At 44.1% G+C, this 12,935-nt stretch carries 15 protein-coding genes and 2 tRNA genes; 9 read left to right on the top strand and 8 right to left on the bottom strand.

Features of this window, described 5'->3' with window-relative positions; genetic code table 11:
* Positions 1–24 precede the first annotated feature (24 nt).
* A complete protein-coding gene (locus KNO91_RS12765; protein WP_214790660.1) occupies positions 25–396 on the top strand; it encodes a hypothetical protein in 372 nt (123 codons plus the stop codon).
* Between the two features lie 63 nt (positions 397–459).
* On the opposite strand, the gene KNO91_RS12760 is transcribed toward KNO91_RS12765, so the two are convergent.
* Complete coding sequence (locus tag KNO91_RS12760; protein WP_214818277.1) at positions 460–1,209, bottom strand: hypothetical protein; 750 nt, start codon at positions 1,207–1,209, stop codon at positions 460–462.
* 397 nt (positions 1,210–1,606) lie between these two features.
* Here KNO91_RS12760 and KNO91_RS12755 point away from each other — a divergent pair, with 397 nt between their 5' ends.
* Positions 1,607–1,834 carry a hypothetical protein gene (locus tag KNO91_RS12755; RefSeq protein ID WP_214818275.1) on the top strand — a complete coding sequence of 76 codons (228 nt, stop codon included), beginning with the start codon at positions 1,607–1,609 and terminating at the stop codon, positions 1,832–1,834.
* Between the two features lie 182 nt (positions 1,835–2,016).
* On the opposite strand, the gene KNO91_RS12750 is transcribed toward KNO91_RS12755, so the two are convergent.
* Positions 2,017–2,931 carry a hypothetical protein gene (locus tag KNO91_RS12750; RefSeq protein ID WP_214796343.1) on the bottom strand — a complete coding sequence of 305 codons (915 nt, stop codon included), beginning with the start codon at positions 2,929–2,931 and terminating at the stop codon, positions 2,017–2,019.
* 195 nt (positions 2,932–3,126) lie between these two features.
* On the opposite strand from KNO91_RS12750, the gene KNO91_RS12745 reads away from it, so the two are divergent.
* From KNO91_RS12745 to KNO91_RS12735, 3 genes are all read left to right on the top strand, one after another.
* A complete protein-coding gene (locus KNO91_RS12745) occupies positions 3,127–4,329 on the top strand; it encodes an LCP family protein (RefSeq protein ID WP_214818273.1) in 1,203 nt (400 codons plus the stop codon).
* 79 nt (positions 4,330–4,408) lie between these two features.
* The gene (locus KNO91_RS12740) at positions 4,409–5,116 is read left to right on the top strand and encodes an SDR family oxidoreductase (RefSeq protein WP_214696467.1); all 708 of its coding nucleotides are present in this window, start codon (positions 4,409–4,411) and stop codon (positions 5,114–5,116) included.
* A gap of 20 nt (positions 5,117–5,136) precedes the next feature.
* Positions 5,137–5,355, top strand: coding sequence for a PspC domain-containing protein (locus KNO91_RS12735; protein ID WP_214790648.1), 219 nt, complete (start codon positions 5,137–5,139; stop codon positions 5,353–5,355).
* Between the two features lie 40 nt (positions 5,356–5,395).
* Here the strand turns inward: KNO91_RS12735 and KNO91_RS12730 are convergent, their stop codons facing one another.
* Positions 5,396–6,250: an aldose 1-epimerase family protein gene (locus KNO91_RS12730; RefSeq protein WP_214818271.1), complete on the bottom strand. Its 855-nt coding sequence runs from the start codon at positions 6,248–6,250 to the stop codon at positions 5,396–5,398.
* Positions 6,251–6,324: 74 nt separating this feature from the next.
* On the opposite strand from KNO91_RS12730, the gene KNO91_RS12725 reads away from it, so the two are divergent.
* On the top strand, positions 6,325–6,891 hold the full coding sequence (locus KNO91_RS12725) for a TlpA family protein disulfide reductase (protein ID WP_251126194.1): 567 nt from the start codon (positions 6,325–6,327) through the stop codon (positions 6,889–6,891).
* 48 nt (positions 6,892–6,939) lie between these two features.
* On the opposite strand, the gene KNO91_RS12720 is transcribed toward KNO91_RS12725, so the two are convergent.
* The 4 genes from KNO91_RS12720 to KNO91_RS12705 form a co-directional block, all read right to left on the bottom strand.
* Entirely contained in the window at positions 6,940–7,146 is a 207-nt protein-coding gene (locus KNO91_RS12720) for a DUF3006 domain-containing protein (RefSeq protein ID WP_015880796.1), read from the bottom strand.
* Positions 7,147–7,555: 409 nt separating this feature from the next.
* The gene (locus KNO91_RS12715) at positions 7,556–8,356 is read right to left on the bottom strand and encodes an MBL fold metallo-hydrolase (protein WP_214796351.1); all 801 of its coding nucleotides are present in this window, start codon (positions 8,354–8,356) and stop codon (positions 7,556–7,558) included.
* A gap of 156 nt (positions 8,357–8,512) precedes the next feature.
* Positions 8,513–8,586: transfer RNA gene (locus tag KNO91_RS12710), tRNA-Gly, on the bottom strand.
* Positions 8,587–8,601: 15 nt separating this feature from the next.
* Positions 8,602–8,675: transfer RNA gene (locus KNO91_RS12705), tRNA-Gly, on the bottom strand.
* A gap of 130 nt (positions 8,676–8,805) precedes the next feature.
* Between KNO91_RS12705 and KNO91_RS12700 the strand changes: the two genes are divergently transcribed.
* From KNO91_RS12700 to KNO91_RS12690, 3 genes are read left to right on the top strand one after another with little or no spacing between them, the layout of a single operon-like run.
* Positions 8,806–9,165 carry a hypothetical protein gene (locus KNO91_RS12700; RefSeq protein WP_214796353.1) on the top strand — a complete coding sequence of 120 codons (360 nt, stop codon included), beginning with the start codon at positions 8,806–8,808 and terminating at the stop codon, positions 9,163–9,165.
* Between the two features lie 2 nt (positions 9,166–9,167).
* Entirely contained in the window at positions 9,168–9,722 is a 555-nt protein-coding gene (locus tag KNO91_RS12695; protein WP_353047465.1) for a hypothetical protein, read from the top strand.
* On the top strand, positions 9,719–10,132 hold the full coding sequence (locus tag KNO91_RS12690) for a DUF3805 domain-containing protein (protein ID WP_214796354.1): 414 nt from the start codon (positions 9,719–9,721) through the stop codon (positions 10,130–10,132). Before KNO91_RS12695 ends, KNO91_RS12690 begins: the two co-directional genes overlap by 4 nt.
* A 42-nt stretch (positions 10,133–10,174) precedes the next feature.
* Here KNO91_RS12690 and KNO91_RS12685 read toward each other — a convergent pair whose 3' ends face one another.
* A complete protein-coding gene (locus KNO91_RS12685) occupies positions 10,175–12,934 on the bottom strand; it encodes an SH3 domain-containing protein (RefSeq protein ID WP_214796356.1) in 2,760 nt (919 codons plus the stop codon).
* Between the last annotated feature and the right edge of the window lies 1 nt (position 12,935).

The following is a 12,935-nucleotide window of genomic DNA, read 5'->3' as shown; positions in this document are numbered from 1 at the left end:
AATAAGAGAGGGAGGGACAGCGAAATGAACGGAAAAATCACGATGGGATTGGTGGGCACGTTCGCCCTAGTATCATTTGTGTTTGGACTCTCGCTTGCGACGTTTGTCGATTATCGCATCAATGAAGAGCAAGTTGTGCTCGAACGGTTAACCACCCATAAACAGATTGGTCCGACGGAGTTGCTGTCTACTGAGGTCGATTTTCATTTGAATGGATCGAATTATGCGATTCGTTTCAAGGATGAGCCGAACATCACGTATTGGTTCAATGTCGTCGATCGTCAAATCAAATTTGATCGGATTGAATCGCTCGATTTGAGAGACACGGGACTGCGGACAGAACTGTTTAAGGAAATGCCGCCTTTGGCGATGGAATCGACAACTGCTGCAGAATAAAAGACGTCGAATGAACAACTTTTTCCTGCGAGAATGAGTTGATGCAATCGACGTCTTTTTCATTTATGAGTAGAGTGGGGTTGGTAGTACTTGTTGCGTAAGTGTACACGTACCACCGGACGATACTTGAGCGCCTTGCTTTCGAAGTGCAAAATTCAAGTCAGATTGCAGATTAGTCGTAGAAATATGAGCCTCGTCGATATATCTGAACGTATCGAAAAACTTTTGTTGCAGGAAGGAAAGAGCTTCTCGTATCAGCGACTCGTCACAATCCAACTGAATTTCTTGGACGCAAACGTGATACATATGTAATCGAACTTTCATGATTCCAATTGGTCGGTGACACCAGCTTATCGTGTAAAACAATGTTTGATGACGGATTTCTTGCGCAAATTGTTCATCTGTCATCGGAATGGCTCCAGGTAAGACATGGCAGTGTGCATTACGAAATGTAAGCCAATCCGTTCTTCTTGAATAATCCATCAATTCGAGTGTCCAATACGTATGCGATGCTTTCTCGCACGGAATGAATGGCAGGTGATACGTATTTGTTTGATGGAACACTTGAAACCCAGATGCCTCATATATTCGAAGCTTATCTTGATTATGGAAGTCCTCTTCGTGAAGATAGTACGTAATCGGATATGTGGTTTCTCGACTTCGTTCGTACATGATCCGATCGAGTAATCCTCTAAACACATGACGATCGTGATATGTCGCCTTTGAGAGTTGAATGATTTGAAACGCTTCTAAATGCTCGTCATTCGCCACGAAAGCAGCTAACGGATTATTTTTGTTTAAAGCGATGTACACGTGCTGATGAGGAGGTAAGGAAAGGAGCGGGGGTGTCTTTGATAAGGGGTATAACGACTGAATGGAGATGCGTTCCTGCATAGCTAATTGCCTACATTCTACAAAGCGTAGCGCTCGTTTCAAGGAGAATCCTTCTTTCTGAATGAGATAATAAGTACATTTAAATTGTAAGCGCTATCTTACTTAAAGTTGTATGGCATTCTCATGAAACCTGATTGATGAAAATAATCAACAACTTTTATAAAAACATGAAATAAAATAGATTGTAAGCATGCGATTCAGAAAAACTGATTAGTTACGCTGATGGATCTGTGAGTTTCGTCAAATGTCAGACGTGACGTGCGTCGAAGACATGATATACTTAATCACAATGAAACCAATCAATTAGGAGTTTATGATGAAATATATTTATCAACTGATTCTCGTATCTATGTTGTTCATGATCGGTGCGCCCACGACGGTTACGGCCGAAACAGAACCAGTAGTTATTCATGAGAACATCATTGTCGAAGAAGAGGTAGAAATTCACGAAGGATTTCAATCACCCAATGAGATGGTGTATGTCTTTGTATTAATCGTATTATTATCAGTCGTCGGTTTAGGAATTATGAATACGATCGAATAACGTGAAAACGTTCACAAAAATGCAATAAGTCGTTTGGCAACGGTTACAATCGTTACTTTATACTTATATGTGTAGGAAGAAAGTTCTGCACCAACTTTCTGTCCTCCTTTTCAAATGAACACCCCTCGTTCATATCATGTATTGGAGTCAACCGATGTCATCGATTGACTCCCTTTTTTTGTCTAAAATCGAATTCGTTTTTCTTTTGCTAATCGTTTTAATCGCTTTGTCTCATCCGTATGCCCATGACTTTCCAAGAAATCAACATAGACACGAAATGGTTCGGAACGATGTGAAAAGAACGGGATATACTCCGAAAACAGTTTCTGTTCAGCTTCTTGTAAATTCCCTTCTGCGACAAGGAGGCGAAGTTCTAACATTTTAAGGGCTTGATAGTTTTCGAGTGCGGTATCTTCTGTCTGGGATTTCTCTAACATGCGCTCGCAAAGTTTGAAGATGCGTGCGTGAAGAATTTTTCTCGTGTTGGTTTGACTGTGTTCAATCGGCAAGGTAGACAGCAAGTCGATTCGCGTAGAATCAACATCTTTTGGCACGTGAAGGGCAGTGTATAGGGCGCGGTCAATCCAGACGGTATCAATCGGTGCGTCTAGTTGATAGTAGTGGATGAGTTTTTGAAGCATGGTGACTTGTGAGATTTTTAAAAGACGAAACGGATCGCTCGTTGAAAAAAGTGGTTCTTCTCCAGCCGACGTCGACAGAAGATAAAACATTTCTTCATACATCGTACGCGCTTCTGTGTATTCTTCGGCATAGTGGGCTAAATCACGAATGATTTTTTTGGCGTGGATATACCAATTTTTCTGATCACGATCTGACATAACTTGATTGGGCCGGATATATAGATGTTCATATGCCGAATCGACAAAGCGTTCAGCTAACGTAATCGTTTGCGAGAGCGAATGACGCTCTTCTGAATGCTTTTTTTCTTTATAACGCGTGAACTGGCTGATCATAAAATCAAAGTCTTGATCGTCAATCACATCTTTAGGAGTATGACGGTACATTTCGACCAATAAATCACGTAGCGTCGCCTCACCATACTGCTCCAACAACATTCGTAATTTTCCGATGCGCATCAGCTCTCCTCCTTTCATTCATACTTATTGCATGCTTCCTTGATTTGGGCAGACACCAATTATTATTCCTTTCCCGGATTTCATCTGAAACAATCATACGGTCTCATGCTTAAGACGGATTTTCAGTAGAAACGTTGTCAGATCAATGTGGGTTCGGGATAATAGAGAAAAATTGAAAAGTTGAGGATTGAAAATATGAAAGATGATCAACGTTTATCGCGTGTAGAACGTAGAAAGCGCGAACTCGAACCACAAGAGCTTGAAGCGTCTCGCTTGAATGATGAGCAATCATCCAACGAGCGAACAGATATAAATGAAGCATCACGACTGGAAGAGCCGGATGAAGGGGCAGAGCATCCTTTCTTAAACGAGAGATCGCCAGAGACCTCGAAACCAAATCAAGGAACGTCAAAAAAACGGAGAAAACGGATGCTTCGAATGCCGTCATTCTCAAAACCGAAACGCAAGACTTCTCGACCGAAGTCAAGTCATGCGACGCAACAACCGAAACCGTCAAAGCCGGCAAGACGAGAAGTCGACCAATCGCCAAAACCAACAAGTAAACGAAAGCGTAAGTGGAAAGGGAAAGTTGCCCTTCTTCTCATTTTTATGTTGCTTGTCGCGGGGTATGTGGCGACCTCGCCGTTCACGTTCCTCATCATGGGAAGTGACGCAAGGGTTGGAGAATCATTATCAGGTTCTCGGACAGACTCTCTACAATTGATGGAGTTTGTCCCTCGCTCGCGCACGGTGCAAAACGTGTCGATTCCGCGCGATACGTACACGGCGATTCCGTGTGAGCCAGACCGCGAGGGTGATAAAATCACCCATGCCTTCGCTTATGGAGGGGCAGACTGTACAGTCGGTGCCGTGGAAGGGTTGACCGATGCGTCGGTCGATGGACAAGTCGTGATTACGTTCGAGTCGTTTATGGAGTTGATTGATTTGATTGGTGGTGTCAATGTGACGGCAACGCATTCGTTTAGTGAGAAAGGGTTCAACCAAACGTATGAGTATACGGAAGGTGTTTCTTACGCGATGGATGGAGACATGGCGCTTGCCTATGCGCGACACCGTAAGACGGATACGGACGGTGCCCGTTCGAATCGTCAAACCGAAGTCATGACGGCTGTTGCGGAGAAGTTGGCTAGTCCAACGGGATGGACGAAAATTCCGGCAACGTATCGTTTCATGAAAGAAGAAATGGGTCTTGAGATGAACATCTTACAAATGGCCTCTGTCGGGCTCACGATGATTTCTAACCCGGACGTGAATAAGATGCAAGTCGAGGGACAAGATGCCTATATTAACAATGTGTACTACTACGAACCGTTAGAAGAAAGTGTGCAATCCATTCGGGAGGCTCTCGATTTGTCGATGTGGGGCACGGTGAGATAATTTTAAGAAAAGGGTTTGATTCTGACTTGAAAGAGGAATTTTAAACAAATGAACTACTCTTTTGAGGAGGGAAATTTGAATGAAAGTATTAGTCATTGGAGCAACAGGAAAGATTGGGAAACGTGTATTGAAAAGTTTAGCGAAGACCCATCAAGTGACCGCTTTAATTCGTTATCCTGAACTACAAGCAGAGTACGAAAAAATGGGTGCGCATGTATTGACGGTTGATGTCGAGAAAGAACTCGAGAAAAAAGTTCATGAGGCGACAAGTGGACAAGATGCAGTCATCATTGCGGCGACTGCCGGTGCAGACGGATCAAGTACTGAAATCGAACTGCTCGACCGAAACGTCGCGATGAACGCGATCGACGCTGCTAAAAAAGAACGTGTCCGTCATGTCGTCTTGCTCAGTGCATATGGAGCGGATCAACCGAATGCCGCACCGAAGGAACTCTTTAATTTTCTGTCAGCCAACAATGCCGCCGACGAATATATCGAACATAGCGGTTTGAACTATACGATCATTTGCCCAGTGACCATTGTCGATGAACCGAGTAAAGGCTCCATCGAAGCATCTGAAGATTTGAACGATGCGGATGGTGCGACGATTTCCGAGACGGATGTCGCGACTGTCATCTCTGCATCTCTTGATAACCGTGGGTTATACGGTCGCCGAATCGAAATTAAGTCAGGTAGTACACCGATTAATGAAGCGCTTGATTTTGAAGGACGTGGAGAAGTGGCAAATGGAGGTAGAACCACGTTACGCCGACCACAACGATCATAACGAGTTGAGGAGAAGATGATATGGAACGCAAGTTGTATAAAGATGAAAATAATAAAATGATTGCCGGAGTCTGTTCAGGGCTCGGGAACTATCTAGGGGTGGACGTCACGATCATGCGTGTTCTATTTGTGGCGATGGCACTCTTAGGTGGTCCAGGACTTCTTATTTATATCGTCTTGGCAATCATTATGAAAAAACCGCCATCAGAATATGAGGCAGAACAAGAAGATCGTTTCTAACGAACAAAAACAATCCGACGATGATCGTCGGATTGTTTTTTTAGTGTTCGATATATAGAGTATAGCTCGCTTCGAACGTCTCGTTTGGGGAAAGGAGTTGAATTCCTTCTTTGTGCATAAAATCTTTCCGATGCCCTTTATAATCTGCGTGTCCGAACCACGGCTCAAGGCAAACGAATGGAGCGTCTTTATGGGGTGGAGACCAAATTCCAAAATGAGTAAACGAGGGGCTCTCCATCACAATCGCCGTGCCTGAAGGCTGATGACGTAGTGCAGCGTACTCGACATTTTCGAAAATCAATGCATCGTCGTCAAATAGCGATCGGGTGAGCGGAATATATTGGCGTTCACCTAATGGTTGATAGGCTCCTGTCAGGTAAGGACCCTCTAATAAATAGCGGTCCATTGTACGCACCTCTCCGAAGTCGAGTGTATAGTCCTCGAACGCGCCACCCATGAAAGGGATGTTAAAAGCGGGGTGCCCACCGATACTGAATGGTAAAACGGTTTCACCTGGATTATGGACACGATATGTGACAATCACTTCTTCGCCTACGAGTTGATACGATACGTTCAGCACGAACGGGAAGGGATAATGTTGACGTGATTCTGGCGTATCTTTTAAGGTGAAACGGACGGAAGAAGTGGTCGATGATTCAATGTCGAAAATTGCGTCACGAGCAAAGCCGTGTTGACTCATCGTATACGTATTGCCTTCATATATATACTGGTCATCTAATAAGCGTCCGACAATTGGGAAAAGGATTGGGGCTTGTCGTCCCCAATATGTCGGGTCACCTTGCCATAAATATTCCTTGTCGGATACTTTCCAACTGGTCATTTCCGCACCCTGTGCTTTTAATGTAATCTGAATTTTTTCGTTTTGAAGTTGCACGATACATACGCTCCTTTACGGTTTGTGATAAGTTAAGTGTAGAAATCTTAAGTAAAACAAACAAGGGGTAAATGATGCGCTTACAAAGAATCGTAATCGGAACGCTCATCCTTCTATTGATTGCTGGGCTCGCCTATAAAGGATACGAAGAATATATGATGTCGCAAAAGCAAGAAGAAGCGGTTCCTATCGTCCAAAATGAATCAGCCTTAGGAGGACTCGAAGTGGGGCAGCAAGCTCCGGACTTCGCCTTGAATACGTTGGGTGGTGAGGGTCTCACCCTTTCACAGTTCCAAGGAACGCCGGTAGTCATTAATTTTTGGGCTTCATGGTGCCCGCCTTGTCGAGACGAGTTTCCTGAACTTGTGTCATTTGAAAAAGCGACAGGGATCCCTGTCCTTGGGGTGAACGTCACGAAAAATGAACGACGTGGAAAAGCTGATGTCGAGGCTTTTTTAAAGGAGTACCCGGTTGATTTTCCAATTTTGTTAGATGAAGAGGCAGTCGTGGAGCAACAATATCGCGTCGTCGCGTTACCGACGACGTATGTGTTAGATGAACAGGGGATCATTGTGGCGAAGCAGACCGGTCCCGTCGATGAAACGTGGATTCAGCAACAAATCGAAAAGGCATTAGATTAATGTGTCAAAAAAGCTGAACGATTTGCCCTGTTTGGTAGGGCAAATCGTTCAGCTTTTATAGTGTTGTTTGATCAACGCATCAAAGTTCGGGGTCATATCTTCTTCAAGATAATAATGATGATTGTCTCGAATGATTGTATCACCAACACGTGCTTCGGAAGGTAGGAATCGTCTAGGGATGAAACTTGAGCCGTTATTCCATCTCAATACGGCATATTTTCCCTCGATTCGCACCAATGTACCGTACTTAATCATACCTCTTCCTCCTCGACGAGCAGCTTCTGTCTCTTTTTTATCCTTACATCATGTATTCCCACATTCCACAAAAGCTACACATCTTTACACGTGTCTGTCCAAATGGAAGAGACAAGTTGTTTCAAAAAACACAAGATGCTGAATTTAACATATGTGAAGAAAGTTTGAAGAAAACGCTTTCTTTTTTTGAAATGCTCTTCTATAATGAAAGCACGGGGTGATTATGACGAAACTGTGAACAATGGGGGGATGGTCATGTTTTCTTCTGCAATGATTGGGTTACTCGCTCTGACGGGAGTAACGATCTATGGGGTTGACCGTATGTTCACGGTCCGCTCAGAACGCGTCACAAAGAAATAGGTCTACATAGGGGGAAATCGCAACGTCTTGGGGAGACGTTGCGATTTTTTTAGTAATCTTGTTGACGGGACCGGCGATCGGTCTCTTTTTGTTCCACCATTTTTCGATTGCGTTCATGAACACGGTCGAAAAAGGAATGCTCTGGCCACATAGGAGACCAATGACGGTTTTCGGGAAGTGCCAAAATGTATTCTTCACCTGCGCTCAATCGTTCAATCATCTTACTACGATTGTCGCACAGGTCACCATGTCCCGGCACGAACCATTGAATTTCATGTTCATAAATGAGAGATTGTAACGTTTGGAGTGTCTCGAGATAAGCGCTCGGGTCATGCTCGATAAAGGGTGGCTCGATATTCGAACCGTAATCTCCACAAACAAGTAGATTCATCGATTCAATCAGAATGGACAAGTGTGTCGCATCATGACCGGGTGTCGAAATAAATGTAACAGGAACAGCACCGAGTAGAAGTGTCTGGTTCGGTTGAACCACGATATCAATTTCGGGTTTTTGAATCGGGCGATCGATATAGTGCTGCTCATAGAACTCTCGAATCTCATCTAACTGATCAGATGAATCGGCATCAACAAACGCCTGTGAGGCAATCGTCGTCGCATCTTTAAAGCCGTAAGCCCCGATAATGTGATCAAAATGATGGTGAGTGAAGATGACGTAAAGTGGACGATCATTACGGTTTAGCTCGATATCCCGACGAATCGTGGCGATCTCTTCAGGAAGCCACGTCGGATCAATCAAGAGAATGGCGTCTGGTGTATCAATCAAGGTCGATGTGGTTCGCATTAATGCACTTTCGTAAATCGTGAATGATTGCAGTTTCGCTTGAATCAAAAGAGTTCCTCCTCATCTGATTAGGTTCATTCACTCTTTTCCCCAAAATAATCGAAGGAACAACAAAAAAGCAGAAAGTCAGATGACTTTCTGCTTTTGCAAGGTCTCAACCGTGCATTGTATGTGTGCGAGAGGCTCTCGCGTATATGTCGATATTGGAGCGGGTGAAGAGAATCGAACTCTCGTCATCAGCTTGGAAGGCTGAGGTTTTACCATTAAACTACACCCGCATGAAGAAAAGAATATGGAGCGGGTGAAGGGAATCGAACCCTCGTCATCAGCTTGGAAGGCTGAGGTTTTACCATTAAACTACACCCGCGAAACGTCTTAACGTTACTTTGATATAATAGCATATCAGATTCTATTTGCAAACCCTTTTTTAAAAAACTTTTTAGGTTGCAGAATCCTATCCACAACGAAGATAATAGAAAAAAGGGGAGAAATCAAATATGAGTGAACGAAAATCATATTTACGACTGATGGGCGAAGGATTTCGAATGTTGAAGCAGTCCAAACAAACAGACACGACAGTGTCTCTCCGAAACTGGACGTTTTCCATTCACCGCGATGAAGAATGGTATGTCGTATTACGCTCGAATCGGGTTAAGTGGATCGGATTGCCGAGTCGTACATTTTCCATTTCACCAGATACGATTCAAATTGGAGATCTTCGAATGATACGTCACCCTGAATCGAACGAAGTACGTTTGACAATCGATGAAGAATGGGGATTGGAAAATAAGGTTGTTTGTGACAACCTAGAATGGGAGACATTCGTCGATGCGCTCAAACAAGTGAAGGGGGAGTAAGCGTGAGTGGAGAGAGGTTGTATCGAATGGAAGCGGAAGCACGAGGAAGTGCTTGGCGTGCACGAGTTCTGACAGGGATTCAGCGATTTCGATTTTACAAAGGGGAATTGCTTGCACCATCGAACCGACCGTACGTCGTATTGAGTATCTCGCAAGATGAGGGAGCCTTACCCGATCTAATTGAAACAGATATGGGCATCCTCTTGATCCATGAGCGGGTAAGTCCAATCTTTATGAATGTCTGTCCGTATGACGTTCAGCTCGTCCGTGTCGAGCTTCATACAAGTACAGGGAAGACCGATCGGTATTGCGCGCTTAATGTACTTCGACGCTTTGAAATCGAATACCTCGAACACTCGAACGAGTATCGCCCGTTAAGTACGGATCGATTCTATTTCCTATCCAATCAAACGGTTCGAATGAATTTATTCGGACATATGATTGCCCAAGATGTAAATAGCCAACGTCTTTACGTGACCGAACGACTAAAATACGCACTACAAGCAAAAATGGTCACGGGACTGGCATTTAAGCAAGTAAAGGAGAAAACAGCATGAAAGAGTATGAAATTGATGGGTGGTTCCGCCTGACGTATCCGGAACATTATGAATACAATGAAGAAGAAGACTACGTGAGCTTCTATTCAACAGAAGAGGATGCGCAAGGAACGCTTCAAATTTCCATCTACGAATCTGAAGATTCACAAGAACCTAAAGAAGCCGTCTTACGCGAACTCAATACGTTCTTAGGAGAGTTTCCGATCGATGTAAAAGTGGCGCCGAGCGTGACGGATGAGACGGGTAACATGACGACAGCTTACGCAAGCGGGATCGAAGACGGGATGCATCTAGATGTATGGTCGTTGACGGACGGAAAACGTCTTTTGTTCATGACGTATGTCGCCGATCAAGTGACGAATGAAAAGATGGAGATCGAATCTATCATCGACTCAGTCGAATGGACATAAAATGAGACACGACGCCAAGTCATAGGCGCGTGTCTCATTTTTTTATTGATATTTTGGAACATCGAAATTGAGTGTATAGGCATCAAGCGATTGATAGACGTCATAGATCTGTCTCGTTTGAATATCTGCCCAAGCAATATTCGTTGCGTATTGATGCGTACCTGGAGAATCAGGGTTATAACGCATCTTATAAAGTGTGTTTTGTTTGTAAGTTGGGTGATTAATGTAGCTAGAACCAATCCAGTAGGCTCCGCCAATCACGGCTGCTTCAGGCGTGAACCATTTCTGTTCAAACGCATATTTGGCTCCACTTCCGAGTGGATTGCTGTCGAAGGCCTGAATGCCATACATATTGTATACAGTAGCAGCTACAGGCCGCTCCGGATAAATGCGGTCACCATTTGAGTTAATCAAGGCGTTTCCATCTTTATCAACGGGTACACCAGACGCTAGTTTTGAGGTACCGTTACCCGTTTCGTGAAGTGCATGCGAAAGCAAATAAACTTCGTTGATATTATACTGACTACCGGCAGTTACGAACGCTTGACCTAAGCCACTAAGTGTACCTTTCGACAGGAGTAGCTTATTGAGTGTTGTCGCTGTCGTTCCGGCACTCTTCGATAAATCTAAGAATTGGTAGAACGAGCGTGAATTCGGATCGATGCCAGTCGGGTCAACATATGTCAACACTTCGTCGACTGATGCACGACGCCAAATGTTGTCAAACACTCGAAGGTTGTGCCCCGATGGCCGTTTGTAAGAAACAGTGTAGTAAGTGCCTGTCTGTCCAGTGATGGTTACTTTTTCGCCTGGGTTGATTTGACCGTATGGATGAGATGTAAGGCTTGGTTGGCTTAAAATGTTGGCCTTACCGACGACGGAACTCAATGTGATATAACCCGTGGCTGTACCGTATTTGACTTTATACCAAGAAGAAGAAGCGCGTTCTACATATTGAACTGTTGCACCTTTCGGAACTGTTGCCACTGTCATAGAAGTTGATGAAGCAGACGATTTTAAAGCAGCACCTACGTTTGAGATGACGGTCATATCCTGATTGACGATTGTACCCACGTTATCAGTGACACTGACCCAAGCTCTTGGCAAATAAGCTTTTTCGTAGCGATGGAAATCTGTCAAGGCGATTTGATTATATTGACGCTCTGCCATGTCGCGAACAGACATCGGATAGTTCGTATAGAAAACGTTCTTGATGACACCGCTTCCTGGTGGCGTTGTCGTGACAGGGATTGCGTAATCCATGTGAATATAGTTTCCGCTATACGTACCGTTCGTCAATAATCCCCAATCTGAACCGATGATCGGTTTCACACTGACAATCGTCCCGGTGTTCAACGTTCCAGCAAGGTTGTCTGACTGGACGGCAGGGGTAGAGCGTACGTTTAACGTACTGCCACCTTCTACATAGATCCGGTACTCGGCTTCTGGACCGTATTGTTCTGTTGGCGTCGTTGTTGGCGGCGTTAATGCAAAGTCACGCGCTGCAACATAACCAGTCGTGTTGTTGTAACGGACTTGATACCATGAACCGGTCGCTCCAAATTTCGCAAATTGATCAACTTTAGCTCCTTTTGGAATAGCCTGTAACACCGTTTTTGAACTAGACATCGAAGAATATAACTTCGTATCTTGTTGAGCGTAATAAGGTGTCACCACTTGTGTGAATTTCTCAGAGAGATCACGCGTCGGGACATATCCTGTCGTAGACTGATAGGTCACTTTAGACCATGATCCAGTCGCGCCATGAGTAGAAAGTTGAGACACCGCTGTACCAGGTGTTAACGTACGAATGGCTTTCTTACTTGACGACATAGAGTTGTAAAGTGTCGTTTGATTGCTAATGTACATCGGTTTAGGTGCAGTCAGCGATTGTAAGTCGCGCATGGCTACATAGCCAGTGATTCCGTTATAAGAAATCTTACCCCACGAATTTGTCGCGCCATATGTGGATTGAAGACTGACTTTCGCTCCTTTAGGGAGAGTCGTCAATACACGAGAAGTCGTTGTGATCGATGCATATACTTTTGTTGAATCAGTTGTCATATGTGTCGGGTTCACTTGAGGCGTCACACTACCACCCTCGTATGCAGAAAAGTATTTTTGAGCGACGTAACCAATTTTCCCGTTATAAGAAACTTTGTACCAAGATCCTGTCGCGCCATGTGTCGAAATATAGTCCACGACTGCATCTTTAGGAACTACCGTTAAAATAGCAGAAGAAGTCGTCATTTCTGCTCTCAAGTTGACGTTCATTTCTGCGACATATTGTTTTGCAGATGCCTGCTCAACAAAATACTTTTGAGCAACATAACCTGTTTTTCCGTTATAAGAAACTTTGTACCACGAACCCGTCGCCCCATGCGTCGATATGTAAGTGATGGTCGCACCTTTCGGAATGGCGCTCACGACCGAGGAAGAAGTCGTCATCGAGGAATACATATTTGTCGCTTCCTTAGCAGTGTAAAGGGCAGTAGTAGTGGAAGTTGAAGATTTAGAAATGGACGTATTGACGGTCAAATATTCAGAAGAGACATATCGTTTTTGACCTTCAAATTCGATTTGTGCCCAATCATTATTCGATGAATAAACGTTTACTGTTGTTCCTTCAGTTAGCTTTCCAACAATCGAAGAAGTCGTAGACGAGTCAGAACGGACATTTAAAATCTCTGTGTTGACGGTTCCTTCATATGTTGCTGCGTATGATGGAGCGGGAGCCAATCCACTAAATAATGAAGTGGAAATAAGAACAGCTGCGCTCAATCGTGTAAAGTTTGATTTCAAA

Source organism: Exiguobacterium sp. s59 (assembly GCF_018617475.1).
GTDB lineage: Bacteria > Bacillota > Bacilli > Exiguobacteriales > Exiguobacteriaceae > Exiguobacterium > Exiguobacterium aestuarii.
Note: the sequence above shows the minus strand (reverse complement) of the source record. Positions and strands in the feature narration are given on the sequence as shown.

Coding starts and splice junctions, on each gene's coding strand:
- KNO91_RS12765 (WP_214790660.1), top strand. CDS start 25: ATGAACGGAAAAATCACGATGGGATTGGTGGGCACGTTCGCCCTAGTA.
- KNO91_RS12755 (WP_214818275.1), top strand. CDS start 1,607: ATGAAATATATTTATCAACTGATTCTCGTATCTATGTTGTTCATGATC.
- KNO91_RS12750 (WP_214796343.1), bottom strand. CDS start 2,931: ATGCGCATCGGAAAATTACGAATGTTGTTGGAGCAGTATGGTGAGGCG.
- KNO91_RS12745 (WP_214818273.1), top strand. CDS start 3,127: ATGAAAGATGATCAACGTTTATCGCGTGTAGAACGTAGAAAGCGCGAA.
- KNO91_RS12740 (WP_214696467.1), top strand. CDS start 4,409: ATGAAAGTATTAGTCATTGGAGCAACAGGAAAGATTGGGAAACGTGTA.
- KNO91_RS12735 (WP_214790648.1), top strand. CDS start 5,137: ATGGAACGCAAGTTGTATAAAGATGAAAATAATAAAATGATTGCCGGA.
- KNO91_RS12725 (WP_251126194.1), top strand. CDS start 6,325: ATGCGCTTACAAAGAATCGTAATCGGAACGCTCATCCTTCTATTGATT.
- KNO91_RS12720 (WP_015880796.1), bottom strand. CDS start 7,146: ATGATTAAGTACGGTACATTGGTGCGAATCGAGGGAAAATATGCCGTA.
- KNO91_RS12700 (WP_214796353.1), top strand. CDS start 8,806: ATGAGTGAACGAAAATCATATTTACGACTGATGGGCGAAGGATTTCGA.
- KNO91_RS12690 (WP_214796354.1), top strand. CDS start 9,719: ATGAAAGAGTATGAAATTGATGGGTGGTTCCGCCTGACGTATCCGGAA.